Origin of the sequence: Paenibacillus sinensis, assembly GCF_019904155.1 — a bacterium.
Classification (GTDB): Bacteria; Bacillota; Bacilli; order Paenibacillales; family Paenibacillaceae; genus Paenibacillus_AQ; species Paenibacillus_AQ sinensis.
The window spans coordinates 1-15,003 of sequence record NZ_JAHCMB010000063.1; the positions used below are offsets into that span (position 1 = coordinate 1).

Below are 15,003 nucleotides of genomic sequence, written 5' to 3' on the forward strand. Positions count from 1 at the left end.
ATTTTTGACAATTATTTTCAATGAAGGATTATCTCGCAAATTCTCATCTGATATTTATTAGAGAAACTTCTCCATCATGTCACGAAGCCCAAATAAAAAATAAGCCCACCAGCCGAAGCCAGTGGGCATTGTTCGATGTTTAAATACCTGACGCTAAAGTAAACGTAAACTGTGAACGGTACGTACCGACACGAAGTCCGGTCATTCTCCCCACTTGATACGAACTACCCGTACCTGCGGACACAACTTCTACTTTATCAGGCACACGCAGCGTATAACTCATCGGCAATTGGTACTGCCCCATGCCTTCATAAGCTCCTGCTTGAGCCAGAACGACAGGATCAGAAGCGAATGTGTAATTCCCTTTCTTCGCAATCGAGCTGGTCTGTCCGGCCAGAACGGAAGCATCCGTCACGTCAACACCTAGGGCTGATGCTGGCATTTTTACCACCAGATCGGTGTTACCGGTGCCGTTGTCAATCACCGGGTCAGAAACAAAATCCGTAATCTTTAATGAATAGTTCCATCCCGCGCCACTGCCGCGACTGTCCTCAATCACCGAATTAGTAACCGAGTTGATCTGCTGATATGGATTGGTCGTGCTGATCGTCACGTTATCGAGCAAGAGTCCGTTGAATTGCGAGCTAAAACCACCGGACAATACCGTGAACGAAACGTCTTTAGAACCGAGCGAATCTCCCCAGCTTGGGTCTACCGTTGGCTCCGCCGAAGGTACTGTACTTGCCGATGGAACAGGCGAAGGAGAAGCCGTCGCTTCAGGGGTTGGGGTCGGCGTAGCTGATGGAGTTTCCGATGTCGTTGACGTTGGTGTCGGCGTTGCTGATGGAGTCACCGATGACGTTGCCGTTGGTGTCGGCGTAGCCGATGGAGCTTCCGATGTCGTTGCAGTTGGTGTCGGTGTTGGTCCCTCAACAGTTTGGCTGCTGGTCGCCAAAACCTCTCCACTGCTATTGATAATCTGCACAGTAACCGCATGACTACCCTCTTCGAGCACTACCGGCCCAGTGTAATTCCCCCATGCTGCACCATCAATTTGAATCTGGACAGTGACATTGGAGTTTGTTGTACCGCTTTCCACCGATACGGTTCCATCGCCCCCATCCACAATTCTAGGGTAACCGGGATTAATGATAATCGGATCATTCGTTCCGGTCAGTGTCAGTTCGTCGCTGTAATTTCCATCATTGTCGCCTGCCCGAGCAGAGAACGAATACGCCCCGGCCTGTGTGATGGTCACCGGCTCCGTGTAATTCGTCCAGGTAATGCCTCCATCCAGCGAGTATTGTTTCACCTCCGGATCAGGGGTGCTAAATGCCAGGGTAATCACGGTTTGGTTAAACTTGTCCACGCTCTGCGTTGCACTCGGCTTGTCCGGGAGTGCTACATACCCTGCTGGTACAATCGACGGCAGGCTAGAAACACCAACGAGGCTAATGTAGTCATTAGCGAGGTAATTGGATGTCGTGATTTTATAGACCCCACCAGCATCATCCATCACATAAACCGGTTTGACATTGAAGGAACCCGGGATTTCGATAAAGCTGACAAACTTTCTACCTTGTGGATGAACCGCCTTTGTCAGTACTCCGGTTGTATGCCATCCGTACAGATCACCCGTCCCGGTTATGGCCAGCACTTGAGGAAGGCTGTCCTCCGAATAGGTTGAAACTTTATACTTTTCGGTGCTGCGGCTGATCGCTACATCTTTAACATTGGTCAGTTCGCTATTCGGCCCCGTAACCGGAATTGGTGATGTAATCGGACTGTCTGTTGTCCCGGTGATCGATCCGTTGTTCCATCCGAATGCATACAGCTTGTTGTTTTTCAAATAAAAACTGGTCCGGGATATCGTATCCGTCGTTATTTTGCTGACACCCGAATCAATCAGCTTTTTATTGGCGATATCCGGCAAGCTCGTGCCATTGTTAAATTTATCAGAGCCATACCCCCAAGCGTACAACTGGCCGTTATCCAGGTATGCACCCGAAAACAGGTATGCATCAGTAGTCGGAAATAACGATATTTTGGCCGGATCGATTCCCGCTGGCAGCGCTGTTAGTGTAGTACCGAAATCATTGCCTGTTGTGACGGTGCTGGATAGCGGCGTTACCACATAGCTAGAAGAACCTACAGTCAAAAAGTAGCGACGAAACGTAGCATCAATCGTCGATCCGGACTTGTAATGACTCTCTTGCGTGCCGCCTAAGTAGCCAACTGTCACCTGTGAACTGGAACTGAAAGCCGGAAAGGATGTTAATAGAAGCGGACGGGCGGATGACAGCGACGAGTATGAAAGGAACTTGCCAACCAAATAGGCTTGGTTGTCCGTGAGCAAGATAACGCCGCTCTCCGATGCCGGGATGATCTTTTTGATTCCACTTATTGGGTCGGTTCCGGACGGCGCAAGCACTTCGGTCGGAACGGATTTATCGGACTTCGAGCCGATACCCAGCTCGCCGTTCGAGCCGGTGCCCCAAGCATATACAACGCCATCTTTACCAAGACCGAAGTACGATTTACTGACTTGATCGGTTACAACCTGTTTGAACTGAAGCTCAAAAAGGTGTGTCGGATCAGCCTTAGACTTGTATAAATAGCCATCCGTCCCCAAATATACTCCCCCGGTGCCAATGGGGGTCTCACCGTTAGCATACGCCGTAACCGTGCCTCCATTATCGACATAAGGAGACGATGAGGAGGGATCTACCATTGACATGTTCGTTCCCTTAATGCGATAGAGTCCGCCTGTCGTATGCAAGTCAACTGTATAGTTTGTGGCGGCTAAAGAGTAGGTATCAGTACCATCGCGAAAGAAAGATGCAGTCGTTACCGATTGAAGCTCCTGATAACCTGCTCCTTCTACCTTAGTGGTCCCCGAGACGATCAGTCCGGGCCAGAGTAGCAGCAGCGCAGCAACCCCGGCGAACCTCCGCTTCCATGCTTTCTTTTGGCTATCCTTTGGGCTATCTTTTGTTTTCTTCTTCATATGGCGTCTCCCCCCCTTAAATCCCAGCCGTGGCCGTATAGGTCCACGTAGCGGTGTATGTGCCCTGCAACAAACCTACGGTTTTTCCGTTGCTACCGGTAAGAGATTTCGGCACTGCTAGATGGTAGGCAACGCCGATCTGATGAGTTCCGGCTCCCTCGGAAGGAATCACGCCAACAATCCGTTCATCCGTGGAGCTAAGTACCTTTGCCGCCGCAAGTTCCCCCTTCCCTTGTGCAAAGTCGATGGCTGTACCCGCCAGCGCTCCTTTATAGGTTGCAGTATAGGAAACGGCAGATGCCGGGATGACAAAATCCACGGCCGCACCATCAATGATCCGAGTAAGCTTAAAATCCGTTGCCCGGAGTGTAATCCCCCATCCTGCCGCAGTACCTCGCGCATCCATCACATACAGATCATTAGATGCCTGTGAGGTTTGTGTACTTTTCACGTTCAGAGTGACATCTGCAAACCGAGGCTGGGTCTGTGTCATTTGCAGCCCGTTACCTGTCACCGTCACTTCAGATTCATCTGTTTCTGCAAATGCCGCTGAAGGAAGCAGCAACAGAGCAGCCGTGCATAAAGCCAACCATCCTTTTTTCAATCTTCATTCCTCCCTGATCTTATTTGTGTCAGGTTTGTGTTTGCCTGACCTTCCTCGGTGCCTCTCCACCCCCTCAACCTATAAAAAAAGCGCAGACCCCTTAAGAGGAGCCTGCGCCTGATTCATTTGCCGGTATGTGGTTGTTTTGATTCTCCTTCGATTCATCATCCTTCTTCTTGCGCTTGGATAAGGCAAAAGCAAGCCAAACAGCAATAATCAAAATGAGGATGAACAGGAGTATAATCACGATGATGATCCAGAGATGTTGCCAAATCCAATCTTCAAACGTCTGATTAACTTCAATCTTCCCTGCTTCAGTTAAAGCATCCTTTGAAAGTTCCGATTGTTCTCGTGTCACCGTAAAGTAAAAGGTCCGGCTAATCGTTTTGCCGGAAAAAGTCGCTTCATAATAAACGGAGTACGTATCTGGCAACAACAGCTTGTCATTGACAACATACACCATGTTCGCTGTCGTTCCCTCATAAATGGAATCAGCGGCATAATCACTCTGGTACATCACGGCATTTTTACTGTCTCGTACTATAATCTTGCCTTTGGGCTTTTCAAGAATTGTCCCTGTATCAGAAAGATCAATCGTCAAACGCGAGTTTCCAGCAGGAATATAATCATGCTGGAATGCATCAATGCTCATCGCGTGTACGGCCTGCTCGGGCTTGTACTCCAGTACCATTTGCACGCCGATACGATTCAGGACGTCAATAGCCAGTGTTGCTTGAGAACTGTTCTCGGAATGGGTTTGAGCCGGTTGATACTCTTCCGCCGCAATCACTCCAACATATTGCCCGGGTTTGATATCTTTAGGAACTTTGACACTGTAGGTAAAGGTCCTTTCCTCATTGGGTTTCAGCCTAACTGACTTTGTACCTTGCGGACTTATCCAGCTCCCTACCAGTCGCAGCTTCTGTGCTCTCTCACTGAAACTTCTCCCTCCATTTTGTGCGGGAAGCGCGTCTGCCGGGTAGATCTGGAGTTCTAGCGGCTTGTTGGTGATATTACGGACGATGAAACTGTATTTATTCGTGTCTCCCGGCTGCACCTTGTCCAAGTAGTAACCCCGGCCTTCCTCCACCGCCTTAACCGGGGAAATGGTATATGAACTGGCCGCGCTGGCGATCCCCGCCAAGCTCAGACAGCTTATCCATAGCAAGAGCATAAGTATTCCAAGCCTCTTCATCTTCATTTAAAACCTCGTTTCTTCTATTACATAATGTGTACCTAAATACCAGAAACCAGCGTACTGACAAGACTCGCCCTGTACTCACCAGCCAGTAGCCCAATTGTTTGTCCAGGGTTGAGATCACTGTTCCCCTCTACGGATACAACTTGAACGGAGGGAGGAAGGACCACATGTAGCAGTAACTCTGCCCCAAATTGGCCTTTCCCTTCGTCTTCGCCCGCCTGCATTACTGTTTGGCTGACGCCCGTAGCAAACGTTCCAGCATAGCTTTCAGGCAGGGTATGCGCATCCTCTGCGGTCACACCTTGAACCATATAGGAGGCATACGCGGCGGGAACCTCCGCTTGAACGGCTCCCTCTCCCCTCTGTTGACGAATCGTAAAGTTACTGAGCTGGACGCTGTACTGCCAAGATGCCGTATTCTCTTGATACACTGAGAGTTGAACACGAACCTCCAGCTCTGGCGGTTGTTGCATATTCAGCGTAACCGGGGCTGACGACTGGAGGGACAATCCGATTTTCGGCTCATACACACTCGACACGACATTCAACTCGCCACTCGCTTCGCTGGAGTATACCGTCTCGTTCACCGATTGAGCTTCAGCCCCGCTTAATGGCTGAATAAGCCCCATCCAAAGACACAGCAACCCCAAAGCCCCCCAGCGCTTCATTGCTCGTTATCCTCTGTACCGGTAGGAACCAGGTACACCCGGCCTTCTTCCTGATAACGGATCAATGCAGCAGCGACCTTTGGATTATCCGTTTCTATGATTGCGATTGCTGGAATTGGGTTCTGGTTATCTTCTGACTTAGGTTCAAATCCATTTTGGTTTTGCCGATCTTTAATCAGAAGATTCTTCAGAAGCGGATCATTCCCCGGCGTAATCAAGGTCGTCGTACGCTCCGCATCGTTTTTTACGTACACATAGGCATCTACCCGAACGCCCGGCTTAATGTAGTCACCGGCGCTGCGAACCTGATCTGTCGACACACCGACAAACATGCTTCCTTTCCCTAATGTCGCGCTGGGTCCATATTTACTGTCCTGTGCCTTGACCAACATGGATTTTCCTATGGGAATATCCTTCGGTATCCCCACCTCGTCCACCACCCAATCCTGGCCCTCCAGTTCCTTTGCGTCCGTGATCGCATCGGCAGGCGCTTCGCTTTTCACCACGTTGCGAAACTTCCATTTCACCGGGGTATTTGGCTGAACATTTTCGCTGGCTACCGCGATATTGACCATCTCCGTTCGGTTAGAGACAATCCGGTTTTGGATAATAACACCAGCGCCCGCAAGCAATAATGCGAATAGCAAAATAACCAAACGCCGTGTCGTTTGGGTCCATAAGCGTTTCAAATGCTTCACTCCAATCAAATGAATTCAGCCAGATATGGCGTATGTTTTTTTACTATAATCGGCCATGCATTGAGACCGAGCCACTTCCCGGCAATAAGATCAATATGGGTGCTAAATTGCGCCTCAATACGCGGGATTTCCCCGTTGTAGCTCAGATTCACTTCTATGGTGCTTCCCTTCATCAGATCATTCTCTAAATCACCGTTCAGATTCATGTTCACAATCAGAGATTCTTCCAGAGCAGTTCGGGCTGCGGGTAAGTCCAGTTTCAAGTTCCCCCGCTGGTTATCAATTTCTTCCGAACCAGCTATGACCGCGGCATCCAAACCCTGCTCTACGCTTTTCTCTATCTTGATGTACGCAGTATACGTCAGCGTAACATCGCGCAGCACCAATAGAGCAAAGGAGGCAAATAAAAGTAGTGCTATATTACGAAACATCGCCCTCCTCCTAACGCAAATAAGTATGAGCTAATCCAGTGGTCCTAAAGGTATTAGGTATGGTGATTTCGTGACCAAGTGGCTTTAGCCCAATAAACGTATAATCCATACTGACGTTCAGCTCCAGCGTCGCTCCCCGCTGTACCAGCTTCGGCGTTGCCTGGACTGTTATTTTAGCGGGATCAAGCCCCTGACTACGAACTAATTCATCAAACTGACTACGATTTACTTCATCATATCCGTTCTCCGACTTCATGATTTCCATCAATTCGTTAGCGGCAATGCCCAGTTTCTGCTTTTGCATCATGAACCCATAAATATCGACTGAGCAGTAGAGTATGATGGATGCCACCAGTAAGAAAAACATGATGGCAATAGCATGACCCTCTCCACGGTTATCTTTTAAAATGAAGCGCATTTTAAAGCGAAGTCTTCGGAACATTCAATCCCCTCCTTGTAACAGAAGAGAACAGCGAAGAAACGCTGCCCCTTCTATTTGAATTCAATCGGACGGGAGCAATCTTAGGACAGATTGTCAATTTTCCCCGTAATGTTGCTCCACAGTTGCGGGAGCCAGCCCTTCATCAATCCCCAAATCAGGACAATCGCCAATACAGCGATCAGAGCATACCCAAGGATTTCAATTACGGTCGCTCCTTCTTGACTCCGAAGCGGCATGAGCGCCTTCAGTGTCAGCTCTCTCAGTTTGTCTTGCGCCTTTTCCTGCCAGCGCTGAACCTTAGAAACCACGCTGCCCCACACCTTCTGAGCAGTTTCCTTCCAGCGGCGTACCCCTGCGTTACCTTTACCTGTTTGAACGAATGTTTGCATGAATAAAACCCTCCTATAATGGTTGAATTAAATGGATTGCATTTCAGACATCACAGCAACAAACGCCATAATGACCGCGATAAACGCATGTACCGCGACAAGCACATATAACCGTTTCACCTTTTCCGGCTGGTTTCGTGTCACCTCCTTCAAAGACACCAACCGGAGCTTTTTCAATTCGTCTTTGATGCTTTCAAAATAGGACTTAGCTTCTTCATATCCGGCGTTATTACCGATCTTGACGGCTGCGGCAAACTCTCGCATCACCGGTACGCCCGTTTCCTTGGCGAAGAGATCCATGGCCGCGCCTACATTCATCACCCGCAAATTGGCATTGAGCCGAGCCAGCATCTTTTTCATGCGTGGCCCGCTGGTTTCTTCAAGCCGTTGGATCGTCGTAATAAAGGACTTCCCAGTTTCGAGAGCAATCATCATCTTGCTGATGAGTTGAGGTAAATCTTTTGTAATCTCCATTTGACGAGTTTTATACGCCTTCGGAATTTCATTTAGTTGCAACGCAAAGAAAAGAACGACTCCCGCAGGAATCGCAAACAGCAACGCAGGAGCGCCCAATATAAAGGGTAATACAGCCAGTGGCAGCGCACCGATGACCGATTTGACCAAGATGCCCGCCACTTCCATTTCAAACGAATGCTCCTTATCGAGCACCATATACATCCGGCGCAGCTTACCGATGATGCCGAGACCCAACCTCTTTTCCAGCCCCGGCAAACGATCAGCTACAGCCAGTGTTATCGGATCATATTGCATCCGTTGGCGTTCAGCGGCACTCTTGGACAATAGCAACGCTTGTGTGGCATAACGCTTCTCCCTGGTGAAACCGGGCAGCAGCATATGCAGTAGCCCACCCAGTAGGAAAACAACTCCGACAAATAACAAACCACTCGCTACAAGCAATCCTCATCCCTCCCCTTACAAATCATCTAAATTTAGTGATAAAAAATCGTCCCCCTTGCCCACCGCATACAGCGATGCGGCCGCAAAGGAGACGATGAATATCTGACCGTACCAAGTATCCAAGAACAAATTCCCATTATTACTGCTAAGAGAGGATAAGAGTATAGGCATCATCCAACTCATGGCGACGATAATGATCAAATTCCTCCGCTTGCTTTTCGCCTCAATCTCCAGTTCCTTAACCTGAGCAATATCCTCACTGATCTGTTCCACAGTCTCCTTGAGGCTGTCCAAAGAGCGGCGATGAAAGCCTTCCGTTTGCGCCAGATTCAGCTTGTCACCAAAATCCTCCAGCTTTCGAATCCGCACAGCAGCGTACACCTCTTCAAGCACACGCTGTAACGGCAATCCAATCCGCAACTTGTCACAAGCCGCCTGAAAGATCGGCTTAGTACTGCCTTCCATATCCGGCAGTGCAGCTTCAAGCGCCTTTTGCACATGGTTGAAATCCCCTAACTTGCTGATCCACAGCCGTAGATTGGACGGCAGTTCAAATAATAGCTGTGTCCGCTTGTTTCGTTTCACCTTGAGGATGATAAATCGGGGCAGAGTAAAGCAAAGCGCCAGCCCCAGGGCGATAAAGAAATAGTTGCCTGTTAAGAGAGCAATCAGCGCGGTAATCGCACCGGCAAGACCGATAATCCACAAAAATTCCTTGCTGGACAGATACCAGCCTGCACTCTCCGCCTCCTTACGGAGTGTTTCGTACCCAAACGCCTTCGATAGTGAAAAGGATTTAGATTTATCCCTCACTTTCGGCAAGAGCAAGTGAAGCGTTAATAAGGCTACGCCTGCATACCAGAACACCATATAACTACTTGCCATTCCTAGTGCCTCCCTTACTCACACCAGCGGGAAATGACATGGGCTGGTGCGCCTTCAGCTATAAGGCTACTTTTCAACTTCTTCAGCTTCCCTACCTGCTGAAACTGGCGTGCCGTTGGATCATAACGAAAGATCGGGTTCAGCAGTGGTCTTTCTGTTCCTTCAAAGCCCAGCATTTCCGCGATCTCAAACACGACCCGCTTGCCAGTAGTCGCTTCATATTTCTGGAACAAGATCAGATGAAACGACATTGCAATCTGTGAAGCCGCTGTGCGATTATTCCCGGCCAGTTGCAGGAATCGAACTCCGGCTTCTTCTGTCCCGTTCGCGTGGATTGTCAGGTGAACGATATGCCCCGTGTTGGCGGCGACTAAAGCCTGTTCCGCTGCATGCTCATCCCGCACCTCACCAATCAGAATCACGTCCGGATTTTGCCGCAGGCTCGTTTTGACGAGCTTGGGGATGGGATACGCCTTGCGTTCATCGTCATGTTCTTTCACAATAACCGAAGCAATATTCGGATAATTTTGATACGTGGTCTTCCCCTTGAGTAACATTTCCTCGGAGTCCTCAATACAAAAGAACCGGGTCAGTCGATCATAATAAGCCGGGAAACGAATTAGCTGCGTGGTCTTACCACTGTTGGTTCCTCCGGCAATCATTGTGTTTACGCCGTAGGGTAGGATATCAGCAAGAAACTGGGATATTTCCGACGAAATGTTCCCGTAAGTGATACACTGCTCGTCCGAGTACACGTCCGGAGGAAATTTTCGGATGGAGATAATGGGGCTACGGGTACTCACACCGCCCCTTGTCACATCCATAATGACGTTGATCCGAAAACCTCGATAGTTAGCATCAATGATCGGCTCGTTGGCCGTTAATGTTTTGCCAATCGGCATCAACATTTTATCAATCGTCCGGTAAATGTGATCGTTGTCTTGAAACTGAATTTCCTTCATATGCAACGGAAATCCGTCTTTCTCCACTATCGTTTCACTGGGTCCATTTATCTCTATACTGCTGATTCTTGACTCATCCAGTGCCGGTTGCAGCACGCCCATTTCCGTAATCTCAGTCTGGATTATGGATATGACTTCATCCATCGGCATACTGAACTGGAGACCCCGCTGATCCTTGATGTAATCCGAAATCTGGTACTTGATTCGGTTACGCGCTGTTTCATCAACAAATGCTCGTACAAAATCATCATTGTGATGATCCACGAGGTAGCGCTGCGTTTGTTCCAGCACCGAACGCAAGCTCGTTTCGTCGCTTCTGGTGCGGGACGTGGATTGCTGTACCACACGCGGCTTGTACTGCACATACTCAACCGGATTAATGATACCAATCATGTAAGCACCTTCCTTTTAAGCAATTCCGCAGGCTGCGCAATCAAGTTAAAATCTTTCTTCCCTTGTTCACGGATGAGAGAATGACGGGACTCACTGAACATCAAGAGTTGTTCTGTTGAAAATCCATAGTCCTCTTTCATGAGGGCATATGCCCCCACTGCACGAATCCATTCAAGCGGTTCACGCGCCACCAGAACTACTTTATCCGCTGCCCGAAGTCCAAAAAATGTCATCGGGTGAATGAGCTGGCCTTGCAGAATGAAAAATACCCAATCATATCCGCTTAATTGAGCTTTCAAAAAGACAGGCAGGTCGATCAGCGTGTTTTCCTGTTGCAGCTTGAGCAGCACCGGTGCATCTGGCTTGCTACGGGGCTGGATGAGTAAGCAATCCACCTCTTCATGTGGCAACAGATAGGAGTGAAAAGGTTGCAACATCCCTCGATCATAATCAATGAGCAGTTGGTCGATGGTTTGGGCTGGAGGGATGTCTTCGAGTCCAAACCGGTAGGCGATGCGCGGCACACCCAAGCACGGATATTCCACAACTGCCACACTCTCTCCAGCCTTTCGCACCAGCGGCAACAAGGCTTCAAGTAGCTCCGAGCTATCGCCCCCTGCCGGGTTCCACAAGGCCATGACAGTATTCTTTTGCTCCGCTGCCTCCGGAATACGCTTTGTAAGTTTAAACACTTGTTTCATCCCTTTCATATTGCGGATTCATTTACACTCGCGTCGGCCAATTCCACTGACCAAATTCGCTACCTTGAATAACCTTTTGAACAAATTCAGTGCTTCCGTTTTGATGGAACACCTGTAGGTCTACACTGCTGTCTTCATTGATGTTTACGATTAAGGCAGCAGTGTCTCCGTGAAATTTAAAATGTACAATCCGTCCGATACTCGGTTGCATACGATATCTCCTTTCTTCAGATTGTTTTCATGAAACGTCTTTTTTTCGGTCCTTTCCCTGGCAGGATCGGCTCAACCCATTTGGAATCTCCTTCAAATGGGTTTGGGGCATAAGGAACATGCAGCACGGAAACACGAAACGGCTCCAGCAGCTTACTGGTTTCTTTGAACATACCTTCATCGGCGAAGTTGACCAGTACGTATCCCCGGATGTCGGTAAGTACAGATGTAAGCTCTGTTCGTCGCTGAACCACATCCCGTAAGTCCCACGGTGCTGCTGAAAGCACGGCCAGTTGAAGATCACTACGAAGCCACTCCGATAGCACAGGACTGGCCCGTTCCTCGGCCATGCTGCCAAGATCGAGAACAATCAGGTCGAACGGCAAAGACAACAGAGCCGGAATGCGCTCTGCTGTCACGTTCGGATACAAAGTAATGCCTTCTTGTAGTTGCATGGAAGACATTTGATACGCGAGACTCGCGAAGTCAGATGGCTTGTCCGGCTGTTGGCATTCTATTGCCGCTACTTTATAGCCTACTTTTGCAAAGGAGGATGCCAGCGCAAGCACCGCATGAGTGGTGCCGCTACGCGGCTTCAGGCCAATGACACCGATGGTCATAGCCCGCTTCGGAAAATCAAAACGTAGTCCAACAGCCGCAGGCTTTTCATCGTCAAGCACTTCTGGCGGCTGTCCCTGTTCCTCGTTGCCCTCCTGCTCTGCTTCTGCCTCCAGCTTCTTGATCGCCGCAGCCTCGGCTCGCTTGTTCCGAGACTCGTCCCGCTTCTGAGCCATCCAGTTCCCTATTCGCTGGACATGACGCTTAAAGGTGTCATTGAACTCCCGTTTTGACTGAAACTGAACATCAGGGCTGGAGGCGGATGGAGCAGAGCGTATAACGCCCTGCTCTCCAAAGTCGGGTACATCTGCCAGCGTCTTTTTGATATGCAGCCAGGATTCAATGTCTGCAAGCTGGAACTGCTCCGTCACATACACATCGTAAATACCGAGCATCCCCAGCTCCTTGACCCATTGCGTATCCGCAGATGACAGAATGACGATTAGACGCAGATCGGGCGCAGCGACTCGAATGCTCTTGAGCAACTTCACACTCTCCGAGCGGTTTACACCCAGCGTTCCATCCATCAACACGGTATCGGCCTCCATACTTCCCGCCTCCACCGCTATCTGAAACTGCTCCAGCGTCACATCCGTTCCGCTGACATCATACTCTCGTTCCTGTAAAGCAGCCTTTAATACCGGGAGCAAAGAAGCTTCAAAGACCAGATGCAGCTTCATTTCCACTTCCTCCTTTTCCAAAGACCCATTTCAAGAAAGCCAAAATGAAATCTACAATCTGCGGCCAATAGTTCATAATCAAAAATCCGAGGAATGCAAGAGCAAGAAAAACAAAGGCCGCAGAAATCAGACGGCGAAAAAATAGTCCGAAAAACAGCAACACACCAAAGACGATAAGCGCCCCTATGATATAAAGCTTGCTTCCACCGACTACCACGACCTGTAACTCCGTAGCCTTTTGCTCCATTCGCTTGCCAAGCGCGTCCGGATCGAAGGTTTCGGAGTGCTGCTGAATCTGCTCAGAGAGATTCGGCTTGCCATTATCCGTACTGTTTGAATTGTCGGCACTAGCAGCGGCTGCACTTATGGGCTGGGTGAAAACGAGCATGAGCAGCAATACAATCAGCGCTGTCACCGAACGATAAACGTTCATTTGTTCCCTCCTCACTTAAAGCTTAGTTAAAACTTGAAAACTGCTCATAAAAACTCGATACATCCCTCCACCAGTCCGGATTAGCTGCATAAAACCCGTTTGGATTCTCACGGCTGGATAACCACTCAATGGCATCTACACCGGACGGTCTGCCTTGAGACAACTTTACAATGGTTTTGGCAGCGATACGGGCCGCTTCACCAGTAGTAAGCGTGGAACCGCGCCCTACTTTCCAGCTTCCGAATACATTCCACGGATTGCGAATGATCTTGTCCGCGCTAGGATTGGAGCGAGGGACGAAGCTCTGCTCAGCGCCGGTAATGGCTATGAGCAAGTAAGGGTCAATGCCCTGACTTTTCGCCGCATCATCAATGAGGCCGAGAATATCCGCATCGGCCAATGCTGAATCACGTTCACTGAGCCACTCCATGAGTACGGGTATGTTCAGTGCTCGATACGTTAAGATTGTGGAAGCTGACTCTGTGTATCCAAAGTAAAGCAGAGGATTCACGGGTGTTCCATTTAGCCTCACCTCAAAGTGCAAATGTGGCCCAGTAGAGCTGCCACTGTTCCCGGATTCTGCGATTTGCTCTCCAGCTGTAACCGTCTGCCCCTGAACCACATCCACCTGATTCAAGTGATAGTACCTCGTTTCAAGCCCCTCATCATGCCCGATAATGACGGCATTCCCTGCTGTCCCCATCTCACCAGCAAAAGTCACCGTTCCGACCCGCGCCGCAAAAACAGGCGTACCCGTAGGGACGCCGATGTCGATTCCGTTATGCATTTTCTTTACTCCTGTTATCGGATGAATCCGCACTCCAAACTGGGAGGTAACCTCCGTCCCGTTTGTCGGCCAGATCAGCAGCCCATTTACTGGTTTTAGCCCGGTTAGCCCCGTCCCCCCTCCGTCATCGTCAGATAGAAACGAAAGCCAATACTCCATCAAAAAATCCTGATCTCCTTGCTTTGTTACACCATGCTTCACCAAAATTTCGCGAAGGGGTTGCCAGTCGGCCTCCAGGGTTTCCACACCATCTAGCCGTGGTTCTACAACTGTGGTTGATAACGGGCCGGCTGCAGAAGCTGTAGTGCTTGTGCTAGTTTCTTCCTTATAGGTATAGGAATAAGTTCCATAGATCGTCTTGGCCCGTTCTAACAACTTCACGGGTATAGATGTTTTAACCGTTCTGATCTCCGTATGGGAAGGCTCCACCACTGGAGAGTTTGGATTCCCTTTTACTTCGACAATCACTTGCTGGGTGGTGACTTTTTCTTTCGTCACCCATTGGAAAGTAGGGCGGACCTCTTCAAATATCTTCTCCGGCTGCAACTTAAGCTCTTTGGCCTCCTGCTCCTGCCCACTGTAGGTATCAAGAAAGGAAGGATCATTGAGCGCCCGGTCCACCGCAGCCAGCCACTCCCAATTGAGCGCATAGGGTTCGACCTGTAGTTGCTGATCCGCTGTCAAACCTTCATTCCAGGTTGCTGCAAGCTGTTGGTACTTCTGAAAAACATCCTCGTCTTCCTTTTCATTCGAACCATAAAACCAACTCGCAACCCGATCTGTGGCATTGTCCCATGTGTCTGCAATAGCCTGCTTCGGCATTTCAAAGAGTAGAACATAGGCTAAGAGCATGAAAAGTAGGATTCCCAGCAGAGGCAAAGTGACTGGCGCAGTTTTGATCAGAATCCATTTTAGTAGTTTCTTGCCGAGCCTCTTCCCATATTGTTTAGCGATTCGCCATATCTGCTCCATAAGC

The 15,003-nt window shown here is 49.4% G+C and carries 16 protein-coding genes; all 16 read right to left on the minus strand.

Annotated elements, in window-relative coordinates; translation table 11 throughout:
• Positions 1-139: 139 nt before the first annotated feature.
• The gene (locus KIH86_RS08460) at positions 140-3,007 is read right to left on the minus strand and encodes a hypothetical protein (protein ID WP_223083957.1); all 2,868 of its coding nucleotides are present in this window, start codon (positions 3,005-3,007) and stop codon (positions 140-142) included.
• 16 nt (positions 3,008-3,023) lie between these two features.
• Positions 3,024-3,611 carry a hypothetical protein gene (locus KIH86_RS08465; protein WP_223083958.1) on the minus strand — a complete coding sequence of 196 codons (588 nt, stop codon included), beginning with the start codon at positions 3,609-3,611 and terminating at the stop codon, positions 3,024-3,026.
• Positions 3,612-3,711: 100 nt separating this feature from the next.
• Positions 3,712-4,812 (minus strand): WxL protein peptidoglycan domain-containing protein, encoded by a 1,101-nt coding sequence (locus KIH86_RS08470; RefSeq protein ID WP_223083959.1) that lies wholly within the window; start codon positions 4,810-4,812, stop codon positions 3,712-3,714.
• Positions 4,813-4,847: 35 nt separating this feature from the next.
• Entirely contained in the window at positions 4,848-5,456 is a 609-nt protein-coding gene (locus KIH86_RS08475) for a hypothetical protein (RefSeq protein ID WP_223083960.1), read from the minus strand.
• Between the two features lie 20 nt (positions 5,457-5,476).
• A complete protein-coding gene (locus tag KIH86_RS08480; protein WP_223083961.1) occupies positions 5,477-6,169 on the minus strand; it encodes a CpaB family protein in 693 nt (230 codons plus the stop codon).
• Between the two features lie 14 nt (positions 6,170-6,183).
• On the minus strand, positions 6,184-6,609 hold the full coding sequence (locus tag KIH86_RS08485) for a hypothetical protein (protein ID WP_223083962.1): 426 nt from the start codon (positions 6,607-6,609) through the stop codon (positions 6,184-6,186).
• Positions 6,610-6,619: 10 nt separating this feature from the next.
• Entirely contained in the window at positions 6,620-7,051 is a 432-nt protein-coding gene (locus KIH86_RS08490; protein ID WP_223083963.1) for a DUF4320 family protein, read from the minus strand.
• A gap of 80 nt (positions 7,052-7,131) precedes the next feature.
• Positions 7,132-7,440 (minus strand): Flp family type IVb pilin, encoded by a 309-nt coding sequence (locus KIH86_RS08495; RefSeq protein WP_223083964.1) that lies wholly within the window; start codon positions 7,438-7,440, stop codon positions 7,132-7,134.
• 27 nt (positions 7,441-7,467) lie between these two features.
• Complete coding sequence (locus KIH86_RS08500) at positions 7,468-8,358, minus strand: hypothetical protein (RefSeq protein ID WP_223083965.1); 891 nt, start codon at positions 8,356-8,358, stop codon at positions 7,468-7,470.
• A gap of 15 nt (positions 8,359-8,373) precedes the next feature.
• A complete protein-coding gene (locus KIH86_RS08505) occupies positions 8,374-9,243 on the minus strand; it encodes a type II secretion system F family protein (protein WP_223083966.1) in 870 nt (289 codons plus the stop codon).
• Positions 9,244-9,257: 14 nt separating this feature from the next.
• Complete coding sequence (locus KIH86_RS08510) at positions 9,258-10,598, minus strand: ATPase, T2SS/T4P/T4SS family (protein WP_223083967.1); 1,341 nt, start codon at positions 10,596-10,598, stop codon at positions 9,258-9,260.
• Positions 10,595-11,299 carry a hypothetical protein gene (locus KIH86_RS08515; protein ID WP_223110386.1) on the minus strand — a complete coding sequence of 235 codons (705 nt, stop codon included), beginning with the start codon at positions 11,297-11,299 and terminating at the stop codon, positions 10,595-10,597. Before KIH86_RS08515 ends, KIH86_RS08510 begins: the two co-directional genes overlap by 4 nt.
• 22 nt (positions 11,300-11,321) lie before the next feature.
• A complete protein-coding gene (locus KIH86_RS08520) occupies positions 11,322-11,510 on the minus strand; it encodes a hypothetical protein (RefSeq protein ID WP_223083969.1) in 189 nt (62 codons plus the stop codon).
• 16 nt (positions 11,511-11,526) lie between these two features.
• The gene (locus KIH86_RS08525) at positions 11,527-12,807 is read right to left on the minus strand and encodes a hypothetical protein (protein ID WP_223083970.1); all 1,281 of its coding nucleotides are present in this window, start codon (positions 12,805-12,807) and stop codon (positions 11,527-11,529) included.
• A complete protein-coding gene (locus KIH86_RS08530) occupies positions 12,785-13,240 on the minus strand; it encodes a hypothetical protein (RefSeq protein ID WP_223083971.1) in 456 nt (151 codons plus the stop codon). Before KIH86_RS08530 ends, KIH86_RS08525 begins: the two co-directional genes overlap by 23 nt.
• Before the next feature lie 22 nt (positions 13,241-13,262).
• A complete protein-coding gene (locus KIH86_RS08535) occupies positions 13,263-14,999 on the minus strand; it encodes a M23 family metallopeptidase (protein WP_223083972.1) in 1,737 nt (578 codons plus the stop codon).
• Between the last annotated feature and the right edge of the window lie 4 nt (positions 15,000-15,003).

Excerpts from the sequence above, each read along its gene's own strand:
- KIH86_RS08515 (WP_223110386.1), bottom strand. The coding sequence starts at position 11,299 with ATGAAACAAGTGTTTAAACTTACAAAGCGTATTCCGGAGGCAGCGGAG.
- KIH86_RS08460 (WP_223083957.1), bottom strand. The coding sequence starts at position 3,007 with ATGAAGAAGAAAACAAAAGATAGCCCAAAGGATAGCCAAAAGAAAGCA.
- KIH86_RS08490 (WP_223083963.1), bottom strand. The coding sequence starts at position 7,051 with ATGTTCCGAAGACTTCGCTTTAAAATGCGCTTCATTTTAAAAGATAAC.
- KIH86_RS08470 (WP_223083959.1), bottom strand. The coding sequence starts at position 4,812 with ATGAAGATGAAGAGGCTTGGAATACTTATGCTCTTGCTATGGATAAGC.
- KIH86_RS08520 (WP_223083969.1), bottom strand. The coding sequence starts at position 11,510 with ATGCAACCGAGTATCGGACGGATTGTACATTTTAAATTTCACGGAGAC.
- KIH86_RS08505 (WP_223083966.1), bottom strand. The coding sequence starts at position 9,243 with ATGGCAAGTAGTTATATGGTGTTCTGGTATGCAGGCGTAGCCTTATTA.
- KIH86_RS08495 (WP_223083964.1), bottom strand. The coding sequence starts at position 7,440 with ATGCAAACATTCGTTCAAACAGGTAAAGGTAACGCAGGGGTACGCCGC.
- KIH86_RS08485 (WP_223083962.1), bottom strand. The coding sequence starts at position 6,609 with ATGTTTCGTAATATAGCACTACTTTTATTTGCCTCCTTTGCTCTATTG.
- KIH86_RS08535 (WP_223083972.1), bottom strand. The coding sequence starts at position 14,999 with ATGGAGCAGATATGGCGAATCGCTAAACAATATGGGAAGAGGCTCGGC.
- KIH86_RS08530 (WP_223083971.1), bottom strand. The coding sequence starts at position 13,240 with ATGAACGTTTATCGTTCGGTGACAGCGCTGATTGTATTGCTGCTCATG.
- KIH86_RS08510 (WP_223083967.1), bottom strand. The coding sequence starts at position 10,598 with ATGATTGGTATCATTAATCCGGTTGAGTATGTGCAGTACAAGCCGCGT.
- KIH86_RS08525 (WP_223083970.1), bottom strand. The coding sequence starts at position 12,807 with ATGAAGCTGCATCTGGTCTTTGAAGCTTCTTTGCTCCCGGTATTAAAG.